Raw genomic sequence first — 19,299 nt, 5'->3', positions numbered from 1 at the left:
GTCTTATTCATCCCTCGACTTTCAGTAGGATTGCGTCACCTTGTGCTCCTCCGCTGCATATGCCAGCGATGCCAAGTCCTCCACCCCGCCGCTTCAATTCATGAATGAGGGTTAAAACGATGCGGGCACCGCTTGCTCCAATTGGATGACCTAATGCAATGGCACCACCATTCACATTCACCTTCTCTGGATCCCATCCAAGCATTTGACCACTAATCAGCAAGACAGAAGCAAAAGCCTCATTCACTTCAAAAAGATCGATCTGCTCGAGCTTTACACCGGTTTGCTGCAGCAGCTTACGGATCGCTAATGCCGGAACCGTAGCGAGATATGCTGCTTCAGCACCTGCTGAGGCGTGGCCGAGTATGGTCGCAAGCGGCTTCAACCCTTGCTTTGCAGCTTCCTCTGCGTGCATAACCGTAACAGCTGCCGCACCGTCATTTACGCCCGGAGCATTGCCGGCTGTAATTGTTCCGATACGATCAAAGGCAGGCTTCAATTTGGCGAGCTTAGCCGCATCTGTATCCGGGCGAGGGCATTCGTCGACTGCGAGCAGCGTGCCGTCTTCGGTGGTAACGGGTACAATTTCTTCAGCAAAACGACCGCTTCTGATAGCAGCAACCGCACGAACATGGCTCCGAAGTGCCCATTCATCCTGTTCAACCCGCCCGATACCGAATTCATCTGCCACACGGTTGCCAAGAGACCCCATGGGGACTTGATGAAAGGTACAAAATAGACCGTCATTGTTCATCAGATCAAGCATCACGGTATTCCCCATTCTTGCTCCCCATCTAGCTGAGGGAACCCCATAAGGAACACGGCTCATATTTTCCATCCCGCCTGCTACTAGGGTCTTCGCATCACCTGACCGGATGATTTGATCGGCCATCGTAATAGCTCTTAGGCCCGATGCACATACCTTATTAATGGTCTCGGATGGCACCTCCCAGCTTAGTCCAGCTAGCCTAGCCGCTTGCCGTGAAGGAATTTGACCGGCTCCTGCCTGCAGAACCATTCCCATAATGACGCCATCCACTTGATCGGCGCCAATACCAGATCGTTGTAAGGCTCCTTCAATCGCTGTCGCACCTAGCTGAGCGGCAGACACGGATTTGAACTGGCCGCCATATTTACCAAAAGCCGTTCTAGCACCTGCAACAATGACTGACTGACGAGTCGACATACCGTCAGTTCCTCCTATTCCGTCTCTAAGCTTGAAAGAATAGCAGCGTATTCCAGCTCATCATCGCTGCTTGCTTCGAGACACTTTGCATCTCGCAAATAACGTTCAACATGATACTCCTTCATATATCCATAGCCGCCAAAAATTTGAACCGCTTCTATGGCTGTGGCAACAGCCTGCTTCAAAGCGAACCTTTTTGCCATCATCGCTTTCCCACTGCACGGCAGCCCTTTATCCATAGCCCACGCTGCATCATAGACAAGCCATCTTGATGCCTCAACATTGGCCGCCATATCCGCTAACTTGAAAGCCACCCCTTGTTGACGTCCAATCGGTCTGCCAAATTGTGTTCGTTCCTTCGCATAAGCGATTGATCTGTCTAATGCTCCTTGAGCAATCCCCGTTGCTTGCGCAGCGAAGGCTATACCCTGCATATCGTTAACGGCATTAACTATTAGGCTCCCGTTAGCTCTAATAGACAGAGTTTCCGACTCTTTATTAACTGCATTAAAGAATTGAGAATGACAGGAATGAAAATACAGCTCAGCCGTGGGAAAACTGCGAAGACCAAGCTTATTCAGCTTCGCGCCTATGGAAAGACCAGATATTTCTTTCGGAACAACACTCAGTGATACCCGTCCGTTTGCCTGTTTCACAAGGAGAATGTAGTCATCTGCAGCTCCTGCCTGATCAACCGATGAAATCTTGCCGCTTAGTTTATAAGAACCGTGAATCACTCTCTTGCGCCTCAAATCTTGACCCGTGAAAGTAAAAGCACCTAGTCTCGCACCTGTAGTTAATGGCGTTAATTTTTCTTCTAACAGGCTGCCATATTGGCCCATCGTCCAAGCCGCTGTCGTATGCGCTCTAAGAACGGAGGCAGCTGAAGCACATACCCGTGAAATTTCCTCCAGCACGATCGCATAAGCCAGCAGGTCACTTCCAGCCCCGCCCCACTTCTCGGATACCGGGATTCCCGTCAATCCCATGGCTGCCATACTATCGAATAGACTCCGATCAAACTGCTCCTGCTCATCCCGCTCTAGAGCACCACCCGCAAGCTCACCATCTGCGTAATCTCTTACTACTGCTCGGGTCAATTCATATTCCTCGTCGAGCTGAAACCGCATCTCCCCCTCCCCCTTTCTTCAAAAGGACAAACTGTTCGACGAATTCCGAGCCTACTTCAAATATATGTAGGGTCATTCCTCTAACATGCCGCAGACAATAAAAAACCGTAGCCCATTGGGCTACGGTGCACAGATGTGAGGCTATTCACTATCTGACCATGCCTGTGAGGCTACGGTTGGATTACTCCCGTATAAATATGAATCGCATCGCGCAGAAAGGCGGCAGTGCCTGGCTGATCAACGTCGTAGTATGCAGTGAAGCGTACATCGTCCACGTACATTTGGGCAAGCCCGGCATGGGCTTCCTTCGAATACTCTTTCCAATAAAACATCAGCCAGCGTTTATGCAAATCGGCAGCTTTTTGCGCGATATCGCTTGATGGATCTCCTGTTTGGAATGCTTCAGCTAGTGTCGATTGTACCTCATTCGCCAGCTGCGTAACTTCCTCGTATTGTTCCTGCGTCATACCACTCAGCTTGGCATTAGACGCATTCACCGTATCATCGCCATACTTCTCTCGAATTTCTTTGCCATACTTCTTCTCATTCTCGTCAATCAGCTTCTGCTTAAAGCCATCAAACTTTTGCTTATCCGTCATCGTTATTTTCCCCTCCGCATGTTCAATGGATTGGTCGACATTCTGAATGAGAACATCCAGCTGTCGTCTACGGTCGAGAAGCTGCGCGCGGTGTTCCTTTAAAGCCTTAGCTTTATCGAAGGTTGGATCATCTAGAATCTGCTTAATCGCATCAAGCCCTAATCCAAGCTCGCGGAAAAATAAGATTTGCTGCAGCAAATCCACCTCCGCCTGGCCATAGATACGATACCCCGACGAGTTTACTCTTGCTGGCTTTAATAAGCCAAGCTCATCGTAATACCTTAGCGTTCTAGTACTTACACCAGCGAGCTGCCCTAGCTTCTGTACGGTATATTCCATCTGCTCACCTCCCGACAACCTTACTGTACACCTTGACGTAACGTGAAGGTCAACACCTATTTCATTAGGATTTCTTAGGATCATTATACAATGCATGAAAGGGTTCCCTTACGCTCAACCTAGTAAGGTTGGAGGTGAGCAATCATGACTGGACGCAACAATAAGCCCGATAATGATGGACCTGCAGCCAGCCCATCACGCCTTGATCAGTTTGGCGATAAGCTGGCGGATAACTCAGGAAACGTACCAAAAAAACCGAAAAAGAACAATACCTGCAATTAAAGCAAAGGCTGCCCCAATAGGGCAGCCCACCTTCAAGCTATGATTTCGACGCGGCTGTTTCAACCACCGCCTTGCCCATATATAATTCCTTCATAATGGATTCAATTGGTATAGCTTCAATCGCCATATCCACAATCCCGTATACCTCGTTAAACTCCCGGATAAATCTCTTCAGAGGAAGCATAGTTGTATCGATCTCAAGCGCGATTTCCAGCGGCCCGATTCGTTCTGTCATTTGTATCCCTTGAAGCTTAATGTCCGGCACCGCTATCTCCGTCGTTAACTTAACCGACTTCTTATCCCCTAAACGGCTTCGCAACACACCAAGAGAATCATCCACTACAATCTCACCATGGTTAATAACGATCACACGCTCTGCCAGCATCTCGACGTCCTCAAGGTCATGTGTCGTCAGAATAAAGGTTACTCCTTGGCTGTTCATATTCCGAATAAAGCCGCGGATATTCTCCTTCGCAATCATATCCAGACCAATTGTTGGCTCATCAAGAAATACAATTTCCGGGCGGTGAAGCATCGCCATAATGAACTCACATTTCATCCGTTCACCAAGTGATAACTGCCTGGTCGGCTTTCGGATGATTTCACCTACGTTCAGCAGCTCCGTCAGTTCATCCAATGTTCTCTTATACTCTCTGTCCGGCACACCATAGATGGCTTTATTCATATAAAAAGCATCTACCGGCGGAATGTCCCACAGAAGCTGCGATTTTTGACCAAACACCGCTCCGATTCTGCCAACATATTGCCGCCGCTGCTTCCATGGGACAAGTCCAAGCGCTTTCACTTCCCCTGCAGTTGGATGCAGAACGCCCGTTAATATCTTCAACGTCGTTGATTTCCCAGCACCATTTGGCCCAAGAAAGGCCAGCATCTCGCCCTGTGGTACGGTAAAAGATAAATCATTTACTGCTTTGATTTCCTTCATAGGTCGTCTAATCAAATTACGAGTGACTTCTCGCAGCGTATGTCCACGTTCATGCGTCATATAGGTTTTCGTCAAATTACGAACTTCAATCATTCTGCACTGTCTCCTCCTTTCTCACCTCAGTTATCCACCTGCACTTGTATAACTTCTTAGCATTCGATTCCAATACAGCATACCAAGCAGCAGAAAAGCGGCAGCCGGCAGGAGGGCCCATAATCCACTCCAACCACTTCGCCCAAGCAGCGCTCCTGCAGGAACAAAGGCGATCAGACCAATAGGCAGAACGTAGGTCAAAATATTTTGCAGCGACTTCGAGAAAATTGTCCCCGGGTACATGCCAAAGCTTGTGAAGGCGTCGAAGATATCAAACACGCGGCTGCTTCCCACCCACCGGAACAACATGCCGGACAAGAACAGCGATACAGCGCACAGCATCGTTACCGATGCGAGGAATAACAAGAAGAACTGCAGCCATGCCCCTCCACCTGGCATAGCCATTCCACTAAGTGCGTAAATGAACAGCACCGCACCACTAAACAACCGGCCGAAGTCATCTGGATCAAAGCCCGTAATCATGGCCATCACCATAACTGGACGAGGCCGGAGCAGCAGCAAATCAAACGTTCCTTCCCTTACATGACCAAGCGTTGTACCAACCATCCCGAAAAAGAATGGGAAGGCAATCCCTTTAGACAACGCAAACACCGCTTGAATGAGCAGCGCTTCATGCATCGTCCATCCCGGGAAAGAAGCCCCCGACTTGTACACGAGTAAAGTAACCAATGGAACAACAAGATCGCCTACGATAAGCATAAGGACGCTGATGATAAAATGACTGCGATAAGCCATTTGCTCCGCAAACTTCGTTCGCATGACTGCACCTAGCAAGGTCTCTCTCATACGCCCACCCCCGTGAATCTTCTCATGGCGGCGTTATACATCAGACCCATCGTAAGCGCAGTAATCGCGACGGCGACCACTTGAAGGCCAACGGCTTGAGCAAGGGATAAATGAATGCCTGCAAGCTCATATTCTCCCCCATACACTCTTGTCGGGAGATAGGTAATGAACTGGAATGGCAGGAAGAACAAGATCTTCTGCAGGACTTCTGGGAAAAAGGACAGCGGAATAAACACACCAGCGCATATATCTTTCAATAATAGAAAGACCCGCCGTATGCCCTCCGCACGGACAAGCCAGAAGGCGGTTAATCCAACACAATAATTGACCATGAAATTCATTAAGAAGCTCAGCGCAATAGATAGGATTGCCCAGCCCGGAGCTGCCGGCTGCAGATTAACACCAAAGACAAAGATGAATAGCAAGAGTACTGGCAGCACTTCCACCCATAGTGCTAATGAGCGATGACCAATCTTCTGAGCGAGGGCAAACAGCCAATGCGGCAGCGGCCGAAGTGCGAAGGTGACAAATTTGCCGCTGCGCACAAGCATCTGCAGATTCCAATCTGCAAAATCAAACGAAATATAATGAATGAGGCTGGATACACCATAATAGGTGAGCATCTGTTGATAGGTTAGCCCATTTATCGTGTCATGCCCCTCGTAAATCGCCTTCCAAATAAACACCTGGACGAGAAACATAACAGGACCCACAAGCAGTGAAGCCGCCATATGCGACCGGAACGCCGCCCACTCCTTGTAGGTAGCGAATCCGATCGCTTGAATGACGGCGGTCAGCCGCCTCACAGCCAGCCGGAACCGATAATTGAATTCGTGCCATTAATCGACTCCGGTGACCAATCCATGTTAGAAGGGACAAAGTAAACCACAACGGAATGATGAAGCGGATCAATGAGCAGCTTGCAGCGACCAGCGCCTTCATGACCATAGGAGCCTTCTGGAAGCCATTCATCCTGTCGAATAAGCGACACTCCAAGTCCATAGGTTAAATCCTTGAGCCTGCTGCCCCAGCAAAAGCCTTCAAGATCGCGGCCAAGAACATTTGAAGTCATCTTCTCAACGGACTTGCGGGATAATATCTTCACGCCGTCAAGTGTACCTTTATTCAGCAGCATTTGGCCAAATCGGTACAAATCATCAAGCGTTGAATTCAGACCTCCGCCAGCTCTTGGCGGACTGTATTTCCGGTCCTGCACCTTCGTAATCCGCTCCCGGTCATATTCATTAATCCAGCAAACTTCATCATGAAGCTCCTTCGGAATGTCGAAGAAGGTCCGATTCATTCCAAGTGGCTGAACAATTTTCTCCATAACATACTGTTCGTATGGGATTCCACTCACGCGGGTGACGATTTCACCAAGTATTGCGTAGCCTGCGGAGGAGTAGACCCACTCTTCACCCGGTGCAGACAACGGTTGTCCAGATAACACAGCCCGAATCCACTGGCTGCGCCGCTGCTTGTCGAGTTCTTCCGGGTCGGTTACTGCATCAGGACCCTCATTCTCCGGCTCAAAAGCGAAAAGGAAGTCCCACCAGCCTCTTGCAATAGGCTCATTATAGTAGCCAGGATCTGCTTGAATACCAGAGGTATGCGTCAGCAAATGCCAGATTTGAATCTTATTATAGGTAGGATTCTTGAATTCCTCGATCCAATCAGCGACGGACTGGCGAAGAAACAGCTTGCCTTGCTCAATTAATTGGAAGATCGCCGCCGAAGTAAACAGCTTCGTCACCGATGCTATTTTACGGATCGTATCCTCTCTATACAGTGAACCAGGGTTATCGTATTGCAGTTGGCCAAACGCGCCTTTGGCAAAGACTGCACCGTGGCTGGATATTAAATAAGAGGCACATTGGATTTGTTTCTGTTCAATCAGCTTCTCGAAATGCCGCTCCAGCCGATGCCGCGCATCCGGATCAAATCCGGTCTCCTGCGGCTGTACTTCCGTGTATACACCCGATGTTGTCATGGGCTTCCCTCCATTATATGGATATGATTTATTCCAATCCCGACCACACGATCGCACGCGGCGTGATAACCGATTCATTCGTATATCCTTTTTGACTTAGAACGAAGAAGGCAAACACCAGCTCTTCAACCGGATCTATATATAGCCCGCAGTGGCCAAAGCCTTCATGCGAGAACGTTCCCGGACTTGATAGATCATAATGATCTACCGACCAGCCAAGACCATATTTGAAATCCTTCTGGTGACTTCCCCAGCCTTTATTCGTAATACCATTCAAATGATTCCTGGTCTGCAGCTCAATAGAGCGTTTCGACAGGATGCGGCTGCCATTGCCGATACCGCCATCCAGCATCATCTGACCAAACCTCCATAAATCCTCGAGTGAGGAATACAAGCCGTTGCCAGCCACATTCGGCATATCCGCCTTACGCTCTCGAGGCTTATAGATCTGTTCTTTCTCCCAGACATTCGTGCAGCATACCTCGTCCATTCGTTCTTCCGGTACTTTAAAGAACGTGCTCGTCATGCCAAGCGGCGTTAAAATCTCATCATGTATGTATTGTTCATACGATTTGCCGGATATTCTCGCAATCACTTCACCTAGCAATACATAGCCGCTTGACGAGTAAATCCACTCTTTGCCCGGCATACGCTGCAATGGGCCAGACAATAAGACCTGCAGCCAATTCACATCCGGATATGCCTTCTTAGCTTCACGCGCCATCCACTCATACCACGGGAGTCCATAAGGCTCCTGATAAAAGCCAGGATCACCCTGCAAGCCTGAGGTATGGGTTAGTAATTGAAAGATCGTAATGGCACGATGTTTATCATTATTAAATTCCGGAATAAAACGGCTTACGGAGTCCATTAATGAAAGTTGCCCCCGGTCAATCAGTTGATGAATCGCCACGGCAGTAAACACTTTGGTAATGGAATATACTTTCCGGATGGAATCCGGCAGCAGATCCATACTGTCTGCTTCATTCCGAAGCTTGCCTAGCGAGCGCTGTGCAAATACTTTCCCTTTTCTCGCAATAAGATAGCTTGCTGCTTGTATCGTACCGTTAGAGATAATTGCGGCATAATGGTCATCTAACCGGCGAAGGTTCTGTCTGTCGAAGTTGGCTTCCTCTGGGCTTGCATTCGTCCAGCCTTCATGAATATGAATCGTATTCTGCATTTAATTCGTCATCTCCCTTTATTAGAGATACATGGAAAAATGTAACACTTTCTTATTTTAAGGGTACGAATGTTCGTATGTCTATGCCTTTTTCGTGTAAAACAAAATTATATTTTGCATTTTGTTTAAACCTTTGTATTTCTCTCTAGTCATAAAAAAAATGCAGACCAAAGCACAAAAGTGCCTTGATCTGCATTCCTTTTCCTTATAAACTCTGCTCGATTACTCCAGCCTCTGGATCGAAGGTGAGCATCTTCGTCCCAATCTTATCGATAAAGAATCGATCATGACTCACCGTAATAACCGCACCCGGGAAATGAATTAACGCCTGCTCCATCACCTGAATACTCGTTAAATCCAGATGATTGGTTGGTTCATCTAAAATAATGACTGCAGCACCAGAGAGAAGACATTTGGCCAGTGCCACACGAGCCTTCTGTCCACCAGACAGATTGCCAATAAATTTGCTTAAATCCATCTCCGAGAATTGAAGCATGGACAGGAATTTATTTACCTTTTTCCGTGGTGCATCCAGTCCTAGTCCATACGTGTTCACCGCGTGACTGACCGTATCCTTCGGATCAAGCTCTTCCCACATCCGGTTGAAGTAAGCGTAGCTGACGCCTCTCTCCCAGACAACTTCACCAGACTCCGGCTTTTCCTGTCCTGTCAGTACTTTAATCAGTGTCGATTTTCCGCTGCCGTTAGGACCAACGATGACAAGACGGTCTTCCTTCTGAATATCAAAGCTGACATGCTGGAAAATCTGTCTGCCATCATAGGTCTGACTAATTTGCTTCACTTCACATAATTTATCTGGAAAACGCAGCTTCTCGTAAATATCGGTGATGAGCACATTAACAGGATGCGGCTCGATCTGTTTCTTGTTATCGGCCAGTTGGCGAGAAAGCCGATCTTTCGATTTTGCTTTGCTGCTGCGGCTGTCGATGGCTTCAGACTCCATAAGGAGAAGCTCCTCTTCCCACTCGAACTGGCGGTCCAGCTCCTTCTTGCGCATTTTCTTCTTACGTACATAATCGGTATAATTGCCGTCGTACTCCTGGAAATGATAATTCTCAATTTCAATTGTTTTCGTAACCACTTTGTCGATAAACTCCCGATCATGGGATACCAGAATCATCGCGCCCTTGAATCGGTACAGCCACTGCTCCAGCCACGCAATACCTTCCATATCCAAATAGTTCGTAGGCTCATCGAGCAGAACAACATCCGGCAATTGAATAAGCATTTTGGCCAGCGCCGCGCGGTTTCTCCAGCCTCCAGACAACTCATCTACCGGCTGATTCCGCGAATTATCATTAAAGCCAAGCTTCGTAAGCACCGTGTTAATCTCGACAGACACATTCCAGCCGTCCAAATGATCCATTTGCTCAAACAGCTCAGCCTGCCTCGTCAGCAGCTTGTCCATCTCGCCGTCATCCGTGACCGTCCCCAGCTTCTCTGCCACCTCTTGAAGCTCACGTTCAATAAGGGCTACTTGCTCAAAGCACATCTCCAGCTCCTGCTGGACGGATAAGCTGCCGCTCAGCTCCGAGAACTGCGAGAAGTATCCAATCTTCACCTGAGGATCGATCTCTACTTTCCCGGATGTCGGCTCTTCTTTCCCCATAATGAGCCTGAATACCGTCGATTTACCGGCACCATTCCGTCCGATCAGGCCAACTCGTTCCCCTTGACTTAAGCGAAAATAAATATCGCGGAAGATCATGGCATCTTCATATTTTTTCGTTACATTTTCCAGCCTAATTACGCTCATCGCTATCATCCTTCCGTTCGTCTAACGATTATAACACTATCAGGAGCGATTCCGAGTATAATGGACAAGTATATGTAGAATGTTCGGTGGCAATCTGTATGTATAGATAATACGAAAATCGTGTAGAAGAGGTTGAAAATGACAGCATTTAAAAAATTAAGCAAGGAAATTACGATGGCATTAACTAGCTTGGGCTTCGACACCCCAACAGAGGTACAATCGAAGGTCATTCCGATTGCACTTGAGAAAAAAGATTTGGTCGTCAAATCGCAAACCGGCAGCGGTAAAACAGCCGCCTACGGCATTCCGCTCTGTGAGCTTGTGGAATGGAACGAGAATAAGCCGCAGGCTTTAATCTTAACGCCAACCCGTGAGCTTGCCGTTCAGGTTACGGAAGATATCACGAATATCGGGCGGTTCAAGCGAATTAAAGCAGCAGCCCTATACGGGAAATCCCCTTTTCATATGCAAAAAGCTGAACTGAAGCAAAGAACACATATGGTTGTTGGTACGCCAGGACGTGTTCTCGATCATATCGAGCGTGGTACACTTGCATTAGAACGTCTCGCTTATCTCGTCATTGATGAAGCTGATGAAATGCTGAATATGGGATTCATCGAGCAGGTTCAAGCGATCATTCAAGCCCTGCCAAGTGACCGGGTCACGATGTTATTTTCTGCCACCTTCCCTGAGGATGTAGCCAAGCTGTCACGCCGATATATGGACAACCCTGCTCAGATCGAGATCCAAGCAAGCGGGTTAACGACAGCAACCATTGAACATTCCCTTATTGAAGTAAGAGAAGCGGACAAGCTGGCCTTGCTGCAAGATGTTCTTATTGTGGAGAATCCGGACAGCTGTATTATTTTCTGCCGGACTCAGGAGAATGTCGATAAGCTGTTCCGGGCGATGGCTGAGCTCGACTATCCATGCGACCGTATCCACGGCGGCTTGGAGCAGGAAGAGCGCTTCGAAGTGATGAATGCGTTCAGAAGAGGTCAATTCCGTTATCTGATTGCAACAGATGTTGCGGCAAGAGGTATCGATATTTCGAATATTACCCATGTCATCAACTACGATATCCCGCTTGAGAAGGAAAGCTATGTTCATCGTACAGGCCGTACAGGTCGTGCTGGCAAGAACGGAACGGCAATTACCTTCCTTGCACCTAATGACGGCAGACGTCTCTCCGACATTGAAGACTATATTGGATTTGCGATCCCGAGAGTGAAAGCTCCTTCCGAAGAAGCTGTTGACCGCCGCCGGGAAGATTTTGAACGCAAAATTAATGTTGGGGTTGAGCTTAAAAAAGATCGGCGCGAGCAGCTAAACAAGCAGATTATGAAGCTGAACTTTAATGGCGGGAAGAAAAAGAAATTCAGAGCTGTAGATTTCGTGGGGACCATCGCTAAGCTTGAAGGGGTAACCGCTGACGATATTGGGATTATCACCATTCTTGATCATGTGACCGATGTTGAGATTCTGAACGGCAAAGGATCGCTTGTCCTGGAGCTTATGAAGAATACAACGGTTAAAGGCAAGCAACTAAAGGTTCGCAGAGGAAATAAATAATAAAAAGCCGCTTAAAGCTCTATGTTGAATGACATAGCTCTTAAGCGGCTTTTTTTGTTACATAACGCGAGGACGAAGGGTCTCTCTTTTTTCACCGAATACACGTTGTTCCAGATCTTCAAGGCGGCGTTTAACCATAAAGTAATCGAAAGCTTCTTTGTCCTTCATCAATTCCTTATGTATATTCGCCAGGTCAGCCTCAAATTTCACAATCAGTTCCTGCATACGGCTGTAGTCCTTAATAATCTCATCGAGGAACTCGTCAACCTGCTCTTGGTTGTAGCCTCTCATCTTCTTCTCGAACTGCTTAGCATGTATCGTTTGCGCCGTTAATTGAATACCGTAATGAACCAACTCGCTCATTGTTATGAATGCTCCTCTCAGGCCTTAAAAAATAACATTGAATGATATCTAATCTATATAATACGACGAAATTCGACTTTCTGCAAAGCGGAGCATTGAAGCATGAAAAAAGGACCGCCGTTCGCATCCCGCGTCAGGCCGTCCATATACGTTCTTATTTATTTCAAATAGAAGACTTCCCTCAAAGGTTTGATCGGTTCAGCTTCCTTGAAATCGAAGGAGCCTTCCACCATTTGTGAGGTGATTGCATTCCAACGGTTGCAAGGTTCGCTCTCAGCTATAATGCTGAATGCCTTCTCGACATCATCACATTCAAAGCAGTAGAAAAACTGGTTGCCATTTTGAAAAATCGAATAATTCCGAAATCCTGCACGTGTATGCTCTTCCATAATTTCAGGCCAAGGTGCCAGATGCATGGCTATGTATTCCTCAAGCAGTTCCTCTTTAATCTTCCAAGTCCACGCAAATTTATTGCTGTTTTCCATGTGTTTCCTCCCACTCCTCATGAAGACGTTTTCAAGAAATGCTGACAGGTTCAAATATAAATTATCCAGAGAAAGGTGTAAAGAGAAGATTTTTCACGCGATATTCCGTGCCGCCAGCGGGCAATCTAATCTCGCCACAGGATGTAGGCGCCATTCTATCGCAGGGAGGAATGAATTCCATGTCGCATAATAAACGACGGTCTTTCCAAGGTAAAATGCATGCACTGCAATTCAACTCATTAGAAGCTGAAAATAATGTGGCGGGCTCAACAGACCGAAACCGCAACCAAAAGGGTCATGTTCCGAACAGCCCATCTACAGGCTAGACTTCCGTAATATGAAGCACAAGTGGCCGGAAACATCTTGCTTAGCAAGGTGGCCGGCCATTCCTCTTTTATTGATAATCAATCACTTCGCTCCAATTCATTCTGCCGTAATAATCAGAGGCAACGGTCAGCTTGGGAATCCAAGTTAAGGGACGCCTAGCTCGATCTCTAAAATATTTCACCTCAGCAAAGCCTTGTCCAGCTTGAATCCAAGCGAGCATCCCGTTGTTCACCAATGATGGAGCATAATCCCCATATCCATCAAGCGAACGGGTTATATTTTTTTGTTTTCCAGATTGAAGATTTGCATGTACTAATATAGGAAGCGTTCGATCCTCTTCATCACTGGACCAATTGGATTCTTTCCGTCTGGAGACGATGATGGCTTCATCACGGTCCCATGTAAAATCATTATCTGCATATCCCGCAGGGGTTATGACTCGTTTGTTCAATGAGGCGATATCATCCACAATCGTCAGCTTCTTATTCGAGGTCGCTTCCCTTCCCGTCCCCTCGATGAAGGCTAGTTGTCCACTAGTTGGCGCCCACTCGAACCAGTTCGTATAAGCAAGCATCTGTCCGGCTTTCAGAAAGCTCTTCCCATCTGTAGATAATAAGACCAGCGTATTCGCATCCGCAGACAACGAAGCTGTTGGCTTAGCAATAAAGGCGATCCATCTTCCGTCAGGCGACCATTTGAACGGGCTTGTCTGTACGGCGAACCATTCATCCGATTGAGTTGGCAATCGATAAAACAACTGTTTTACCCAAGCGCCCGAAGCATCTTGTTTCAGGATGTACAGCTCAACAGCTGACCATTGACCGTCAGGCATGAGCTCTGCGGCCGTCGAAACAAGAAGTCCGCTGCCGTCCGGGATCCATGAAAACTCTCCTACATTGTCCATAATTCGATCCTGGGAATGATCTGTTGGCTTTTCTGCCGAAACCACACTAAGGTATCTGCCTGACATTATCGCTAACCGATGACTGTGTGGATCCCATTTTGTATCGCTGCCCTCTTCAATTTTGCGCATACCGCCAGTCGCCGCCTCGTATGTCCAAACTTCAGGACGATTCTCATTCCGAAGGAACGTCAGCCATTTCCCGTCACTCGACCAATTCGGGTATCGAATGAACTCCCCCTTGGTAAGCGGTTTTTGCACCTCCTCGTTTGCAAGCCATAGATCATTATTACGGATAAAAGCAGCCTGCAGCGCTTCCCGCTCGCCTTCTGCCGCCACGTCTGTTGGAGTGAACGCTTGTAAACCAACAACAGTAATGCCAACCAGGAGTCCCAATAACCTTCTTCTCATGGCATAATCCCCATCCCTTCATCTGCAAAACGATCCACATGCTGCAATTTGAATACAATTTCCTCAGGCAGTTTCTTCGACATACTTGGGATAACCCGATGCTTGTACTCAATAAGCTCGGAAGAATAAACGGATACAAAGACGCGTCCACTGCCTGCAAATGCTCGAATAAGAACAGGCTGGTTATATTCATTCCGAAATACGAAATCAGGTCCATCCCAGCTGACGGTTGCATCACGTCCGGGTAACACATAAGGAACATGACGGCTATGAGAATACCGTTGGACAATCTTGAGGCCAGCGCTGTCAATGGCATTAAACAAGGTTGAGGATACTTGGCATATGCCACCGCCTACTCCTTCTGACAGCTCTCCCCTTACAATAATCGGTGCACTCAAGTAGCCTTTTTCCACCGTTCTTGGTCCAACGATTTGATTAAACGAAAAGGTCTCTCCAGGGAACACCACAGCGTTCGAGATAGCCTTAGCAGCAAGTGAAATATTATGGGAGCGGTTCTTATTGTTGCTGTTATAGTAAGTGACGTAATGACCAATCGGCTTCTCTTTAATGCTGGCAAGTAATTCACTGTCCACCTTCGCATGAACTTGGGCAAGAGGGACAACAATGTTAGAGGGCTTATTATTGAAAAAATAAGCGTAAAATAGCTTCGCAAATTGATCATGATCGAGCATATAACCCGGTTTCTCAGGAACGATATTCCCTCGATCAGCGATATAAGCGTTAGCCGGCGGAACGTTCACGATTTTCTCCAGCTTTGTTTGCAGCTGGTTATATTTCGTAATGTTCAGAAATGATGTCCCTGGGAGCCCGTAGTCTTGCCTATCTATAGAAGCAAGCTGCTTCCCTTGATGTTCAATCGTTAATTGGCCAGAAGTAGTTATTGGCGTTACTGGCTGCTGCAGCAGGATAGCAAGGCCAGCTATCCATATTCCGTTCAATCCCATTCCTCACTTCTCCTATCTTCACATAAGCACTATTACAGCCGTGAATAATAATGGACAAGGGATAGTATGGTTCGCTTACGCTTCAATTATTTAGAAATAGGAGGATATTATGTTTATGCGACTTAGCCGCAGCCTATCTGCCGGTCTGATCATGCTCCTCATGAGCCTTGCTTGGTTACCGATGAATGTCCTCCATGCGAGGTCAGCGGTATTGGATGAAGCCAGGAAGGAATCAGGTCTGGTATTATCTGTCCGAACAAGCCCAACAGCCCTCTTCGAAAACCATCAGCTCATCACAGATCCCGATATGATGAACGCTGTTACAAATCCGAAGTGGCAGCAAACAAGTGAGGTGCCACGCTTTAGCGATCTGTACGTGAATGAGCAGCGCTTAAGCGCCCCATTGCTTCGTCTCGATACCAGCGGCCAGTTATGGGACGAAACCCACAAGAAGAGGCTTGAACTGCCCAGCAAGGCAGTTGTGAAGCTAAGACAAGCTGCCGATGCGCTTCATGAGCTTCATTACGGCAAATTACTGGATTGGCAGGAGGCCGAGAAGCTCTTTTCCCGCAAATCAATTTTTGTGATTAAGGATATGGAGACTGGGCTGACGTTTCGGGTGCAGCGCAGAGCCGGACATGATCATGCCGATGTCCAACCAGTTACGAAAGCAGACACAGAAGTGATGAAACAAATTTACAACAAGGGCTGGACCTGGGATCGGAAAGCAATTATTGCCGAGAAAGACGGCAAACAAATTGCTGCCTCAATGAATGGGATGCCCCATGGTGGAGACGGGATTCCGGAGAATGGTTTTTCGGGGCATTTTTGCGTTCATTTCCTGAACAGCTCCACGCATAAATCGGATGCTCCGGATTTGCCGCATCAGCTCATGGTATACAAAGCTGCCGGGATGTTGAGAAGTTATTTTGCAGACTCCTCCCCTCTTCAGTTAGGCCAAAGTCTCATTGAAGCCCTGCATCATGATGATTCGGAGATGGTTCAGATACTGACAGAGGGATTGTCCCAGGAGCAATCTGCAGCGCTGCTCCAGCACAAACAAGATTGGAGCTCCATCAGGCGGAAAGATGGCCGCGAGCTGCCACAAGAGGAATCATTGCTCTCTGATGTTCGGCTCGAAGCAGAAACGATTCATATAGCCCGTGGTAAAAGGCTGCTGCAATTACAATCTCATTTCGTAAGAACAAGTCCAATCAGTCCATGGGAGCTGAAGGAATTAAATCTCTCCTAACAAATAACGACCACCTCCCTTCCCCAAGTAAGAAGGTGGTGGTCGTTATTTGTTTTTTAGTGGCCCATATGCATATTCGGATTAGCCATATTAGGATTAACCATGTTTGGGCTCACCATGTTCGGATTAACCATGTTTGGACCAACACTGTTTGGGCTTACCATGTTGGACTGAACATTTGGGTGTACATTGCTTTGAGCAGTTGATTGGTTAGCAGGCAGATCCATGTACGTTTTGTGGCAATACATATTAGAGATGCGTGGTATAACAACTGTTTCGCCATGTTTAAGTGATTTTGGACTGGAAAGGTGGAGATTAGCTTCTTCTAAGAGTGTGCTTGGAATATTGTACGCATGGGCGATTTGCTCCATCGTATCCCCTGCCTGCACTTGATGATGAGCATAATAGTAGTTACGGTCATCTTCCCGGATGAAGGGAGAGAAGAATGGCGAGAAGAAGAAGAACGGGAATAAGAAACGGCCTGGGAAGAACGGATGGGGGAATGGCCGGAATGGAGGACGGAACCCTCCGTGAAAGCCACCACCAAAGCCACCGCCACCAAAACCTCCGCCACCAAAAGGAACAAATCCACGGTTATCCATCGAGTTACCTCCGTTACATAGTCATTTGACTATATAACTTATTGAATCATGGGCGAAAAGGTTCCTCTCTTCAAGCAAGTTGTTTTTATAACTTCTTATAATCCTTTTTCATAATATTCATCACAAGACTCGCCCACTTTGGATTTGACGGACAATACTTTCTCGCTATCTTATCGATCGTCGTAAATCCTTTGTCTACGTAGTTCTTGGCGAGCAGCTGTCCGAATTTACGGACACTGTCTCCCTTCGTCTCAAAGGAAAAGGCCCTGTTATATTTGTCGCTGTCGATTGCATTGAGACCAAACAGATTGTTTTTCTTCTTCGCGAGTGTACTCTTCCCGTTACCGCTCTCCAGCTTCATAACCGCTATCGTGAAGTACGCGTTAATGCCGTATTCCTGTTCTATATCGAGAACAGCCTTCTCCAATCCGTGGTTGGCAAGAGCTGTTTTCTCAAATAGCTTGGCGATATGTTCTTCCGTTAAGCCGGAATCTGACTCTACAGCAGATGTTGGTTTCTCTGGATCTGACGGTTCTGGTTCTGGAGTCTGTGACGGTCTAATCTTTAACGTATCGTTAAGCGGCACTTCTGCCACTATTGTATTCGCTTTCGCTAAAACTTCCGGTACTGCTGCAGCCTCAGCAGCTACGGCTCCGCTCTCTTCTATCTTTTCCGCATAACGACCGTGGACAAAGCCTTTATCCTTCAACGCAAGCCATCCATTATCTAATGTTTGACCAACCTCGATTGTATCGCCTTGCTTAAGTACTTCGATAATATTGGAGTTTGCATCCGGCTGTTCGCGGACATTGAGATAAAACGCGGTTACTTCATATGTATAGATCGGTGGTTCTTGCACAGAGGGCGGCGCGATCGCGCTATGTATTTCGAGGGAGGAATTCGTAATAGGCTCAGACACTTCTTCTTGCAGGGCAGGCTGGATCAAATCTGTTGTTTCCGGTAATTGCGGTGAGAATAGCTGTAAGGTTTCGCCCATGATAACATTGCCGTCCGTAATGGTCAGAAGACTTGCCGATAAGTTGTCTGTCACGTCAGCTGAGACTTTATTTGAAGGTAGAAAACGCGTGCTCAAGGTCATGAACAAAGCTATACAAAGTACATAGACAAGCACTTGACGATTAAGTTTTGTATGCATCGTTACACCTCTTCCATCGTTTTGTAAATCAGACATACCTGTGTTTCGGTATAGGTTAGATTGTACATAGGAGGAATTGAAAAACGTGTCAAATATCCTGTGCGGGTTTCTTGTTTCTTTGTCGGACAAAAGAGTTGTAATTTGGCTGAAAAAGAGGATTATCGACAAATGCCGTCCGTTCGAATCGTTTGATCAGTAACTTACCCGAAAAAGCTTCGCTAATATGACCCCATACGAGTAAATAAGGTAAATAAAAACAAATGAAAAACAAAAGAACCGCACAACTGTGCGGTTCACTAGCCTTAATTGTATTATTCTTCCGACTTATGTGGTTTGCTGAGGGTCCGAAGATACTCCTCGATCTGCTCAGGAGTCCAAGTTGTACCTTGCAGCAGTTGACCACTTCTTGCTTCTTCGATTAACTCAAGGAGCCATTCCTTTTCTGTCTCGCCAAACTTCATGATCCCGCGGATCATCATGTTAGATCCTCTTGGAAGAATATCCCCTTTGAATGCCAGTACGGCTTCCATTCGTTTAATGCGTTCTTCGCAAGCCTCCAGCTGCTTTTCCAGCAGCTCAATAACCTGTTCCTGATCTCCATGACGAACAAATGGCAAGGTTAGAAATACAGGATGCTGAGGATAAGATACCTCGCTAAACTGATCATACAGCAGTTTATGGAAGGCAGCCTTCCCTTTCTCCGTTATGCGGTAAATCGTTTTGTCTGGGCGATTGTCCCCCGGAACTGTTACGATCTCCGCTGCTTCAATTAATTGCTTATCGCGCATTTGATCAACCGCATAATACAAGGAGCCATCCCGCAGCCTGAAGCATTCGTTCCAGTTCCGCTGCTTAATCGTTTGTCGAATATCATATGGATGTCTGTCTCTTTCCATCAGAAGCCCAAGGATTAACAGCTTCATCGGCATCATC

20 protein-coding genes are annotated in these 19,299 nt (G+C 47.1%); 4 read left to right on the top strand and 16 right to left on the bottom strand.

What is annotated here, in order from left to right; all coding sequences use genetic code 11:
- Nucleotides 1–7 precede the first annotated feature (7 nt).
- The 3 genes from AB4Y93_RS00580 to AB4Y93_RS00570 form a co-directional block, all read right to left on the bottom strand.
- Entirely contained in the window at nucleotides 8–1,186 is a 1,179-nt protein-coding gene (locus AB4Y93_RS00580) for an acetyl-CoA C-acetyltransferase (protein WP_441888089.1), read from the bottom strand.
- 14 nt (nucleotides 1,187–1,200) lie between these two features.
- Nucleotides 1,201–2,316 (bottom strand): acyl-CoA dehydrogenase family protein, encoded by a 1,116-nt coding sequence (locus AB4Y93_RS00575; RefSeq protein ID WP_441888088.1) that lies wholly within the window; start codon nucleotides 2,314–2,316, stop codon nucleotides 1,201–1,203.
- Nucleotides 2,317–2,486: 170 nt separating this feature from the next.
- Nucleotides 2,487–3,254, bottom strand: coding sequence for a MerR family transcriptional regulator (locus tag AB4Y93_RS00570; protein ID WP_441888087.1), 768 nt, complete (start codon nucleotides 3,252–3,254; stop codon nucleotides 2,487–2,489).
- 144 nt (nucleotides 3,255–3,398) lie between these two features.
- Here AB4Y93_RS00570 and AB4Y93_RS00565 point away from each other — a divergent pair, with 144 nt between their 5' ends.
- Nucleotides 3,399–3,536: a hypothetical protein gene (locus AB4Y93_RS00565; RefSeq protein ID WP_441888086.1), complete on the top strand. Its 138-nt coding sequence runs from the start codon at nucleotides 3,399–3,401 to the stop codon at nucleotides 3,534–3,536.
- A gap of 37 nt (nucleotides 3,537–3,573) precedes the next feature.
- On the opposite strand, the gene AB4Y93_RS00560 is transcribed toward AB4Y93_RS00565, so the two are convergent.
- The 6 genes from AB4Y93_RS00560 to AB4Y93_RS00535 all read right to left on the bottom strand — a co-directional run bounded on the left by AB4Y93_RS00560 (nucleotide 3,574) and on the right by AB4Y93_RS00535 (nucleotide 10,332).
- Nucleotides 3,574–4,575 carry an ABC transporter ATP-binding protein gene (locus AB4Y93_RS00560; protein WP_441888085.1) on the bottom strand — a complete coding sequence of 334 codons (1,002 nt, stop codon included), beginning with the start codon at nucleotides 4,573–4,575 and terminating at the stop codon, nucleotides 3,574–3,576.
- A gap of 30 nt (nucleotides 4,576–4,605) precedes the next feature.
- On the bottom strand, nucleotides 4,606–5,382 hold the full coding sequence (locus AB4Y93_RS00555; RefSeq protein ID WP_441888084.1) for an ABC transporter permease: 777 nt from the start codon (nucleotides 5,380–5,382) through the stop codon (nucleotides 4,606–4,608).
- Nucleotides 5,379–6,188: an ABC transporter permease gene (locus AB4Y93_RS00550; protein ID WP_441888083.1), complete on the bottom strand. Its 810-nt coding sequence runs from the start codon at nucleotides 6,186–6,188 to the stop codon at nucleotides 5,379–5,381. Before AB4Y93_RS00550 ends, AB4Y93_RS00555 begins: the two co-directional genes overlap by 4 nt.
- Entirely contained in the window at nucleotides 6,185–7,372 is a 1,188-nt protein-coding gene (locus AB4Y93_RS00545; RefSeq protein ID WP_441888082.1) for a serine hydrolase domain-containing protein, read from the bottom strand. Before AB4Y93_RS00545 ends, AB4Y93_RS00550 begins: the two co-directional genes overlap by 4 nt.
- Before the next feature lie 28 nt (nucleotides 7,373–7,400).
- Nucleotides 7,401–8,555 (bottom strand): serine hydrolase domain-containing protein, encoded by a 1,155-nt coding sequence (locus tag AB4Y93_RS00540; protein WP_441888081.1) that lies wholly within the window; start codon nucleotides 8,553–8,555, stop codon nucleotides 7,401–7,403.
- Between the two features lie 205 nt (nucleotides 8,556–8,760).
- A complete protein-coding gene (locus AB4Y93_RS00535; RefSeq protein ID WP_441888080.1) occupies nucleotides 8,761–10,332 on the bottom strand; it encodes an ABC-F family ATP-binding cassette domain-containing protein in 1,572 nt (523 codons plus the stop codon).
- Nucleotides 10,333–10,470: 138 nt separating this feature from the next.
- Here AB4Y93_RS00535 and AB4Y93_RS00530 point away from each other — a divergent pair, with 138 nt between their 5' ends.
- Entirely contained in the window at nucleotides 10,471–11,904 is a 1,434-nt protein-coding gene (locus AB4Y93_RS00530) for a DEAD/DEAH box helicase (RefSeq protein WP_441888079.1), read from the top strand.
- A 57-nt stretch (nucleotides 11,905–11,961) separates the two neighbouring features.
- Here AB4Y93_RS00530 and AB4Y93_RS00525 read toward each other — a convergent pair whose 3' ends face one another.
- Both AB4Y93_RS00525 and AB4Y93_RS00520 read right to left on the bottom strand, forming a co-directional pair.
- On the bottom strand, nucleotides 11,962–12,267 hold the full coding sequence (locus tag AB4Y93_RS00525) for a DivIVA domain-containing protein (RefSeq protein WP_167274183.1): 306 nt from the start codon (nucleotides 12,265–12,267) through the stop codon (nucleotides 11,962–11,964).
- Nucleotides 12,268–12,425: 158 nt separating this feature from the next.
- A complete protein-coding gene (locus AB4Y93_RS00520) occupies nucleotides 12,426–12,752 on the bottom strand; it encodes an L-rhamnose mutarotase (RefSeq protein WP_167274178.1) in 327 nt (108 codons plus the stop codon).
- Between the two features lie 179 nt (nucleotides 12,753–12,931).
- Here AB4Y93_RS00520 and AB4Y93_RS00515 point away from each other — a divergent pair, with 179 nt between their 5' ends.
- On the top strand, nucleotides 12,932–13,078 hold the full coding sequence (locus AB4Y93_RS00515) for a hypothetical protein (protein WP_165930719.1): 147 nt from the start codon (nucleotides 12,932–12,934) through the stop codon (nucleotides 13,076–13,078).
- Between the two features lie 68 nt (nucleotides 13,079–13,146).
- Here AB4Y93_RS00515 and AB4Y93_RS00510 read toward each other — a convergent pair whose 3' ends face one another.
- A complete protein-coding gene (locus AB4Y93_RS00510; RefSeq protein ID WP_441888078.1) occupies nucleotides 13,147–14,391 on the bottom strand; it encodes a TolB family protein in 1,245 nt (414 codons plus the stop codon).
- Nucleotides 14,388–15,356 (bottom strand): VanW family protein, encoded by a 969-nt coding sequence (locus AB4Y93_RS00505; protein WP_441888077.1) that lies wholly within the window; start codon nucleotides 15,354–15,356, stop codon nucleotides 14,388–14,390. The genes AB4Y93_RS00510 and AB4Y93_RS00505 overlap by 4 nt, the downstream gene beginning before the upstream one ends.
- A gap of 109 nt (nucleotides 15,357–15,465) precedes the next feature.
- On the opposite strand from AB4Y93_RS00505, the gene AB4Y93_RS00500 reads away from it, so the two are divergent.
- Complete coding sequence (locus AB4Y93_RS00500; protein ID WP_441888076.1) at nucleotides 15,466–16,608, top strand: hypothetical protein; 1,143 nt, start codon at nucleotides 15,466–15,468, stop codon at nucleotides 16,606–16,608.
- A 56-nt stretch (nucleotides 16,609–16,664) separates the two neighbouring features.
- Here AB4Y93_RS00500 and AB4Y93_RS00495 read toward each other — a convergent pair whose 3' ends face one another.
- The 3 genes from AB4Y93_RS00495 to AB4Y93_RS00485 form a co-directional block, all read right to left on the bottom strand.
- Nucleotides 16,665–17,210 (bottom strand): LysM peptidoglycan-binding domain-containing protein, encoded by a 546-nt coding sequence (locus AB4Y93_RS00495; RefSeq protein WP_441888075.1) that lies wholly within the window; start codon nucleotides 17,208–17,210, stop codon nucleotides 16,665–16,667.
- Between the two features lie 85 nt (nucleotides 17,211–17,295).
- Nucleotides 17,296–18,366 carry a glucosaminidase domain-containing protein gene (locus tag AB4Y93_RS00490; RefSeq protein WP_441888074.1) on the bottom strand — a complete coding sequence of 357 codons (1,071 nt, stop codon included), beginning with the start codon at nucleotides 18,364–18,366 and terminating at the stop codon, nucleotides 17,296–17,298.
- A gap of 311 nt (nucleotides 18,367–18,677) precedes the next feature.
- The gene (locus AB4Y93_RS00485; RefSeq protein WP_441888073.1) at nucleotides 18,678–19,289 is read right to left on the bottom strand and encodes a PadR family transcriptional regulator; all 612 of its coding nucleotides are present in this window, start codon (nucleotides 19,287–19,289) and stop codon (nucleotides 18,678–18,680) included.
- Nucleotides 19,290–19,299 lie beyond the last annotated feature (10 nt).

It is taken from the genome of Paenibacillus sp. YAF4_2, assembly GCF_052113225.1.
In the GTDB taxonomy this organism is placed as follows: domain Bacteria; phylum Bacillota; class Bacilli; order Paenibacillales; family Paenibacillaceae; genus Pristimantibacillus.
Note: the sequence above shows the minus strand (reverse complement) of the source record. Positions and strands in the feature narration are given on the sequence as shown.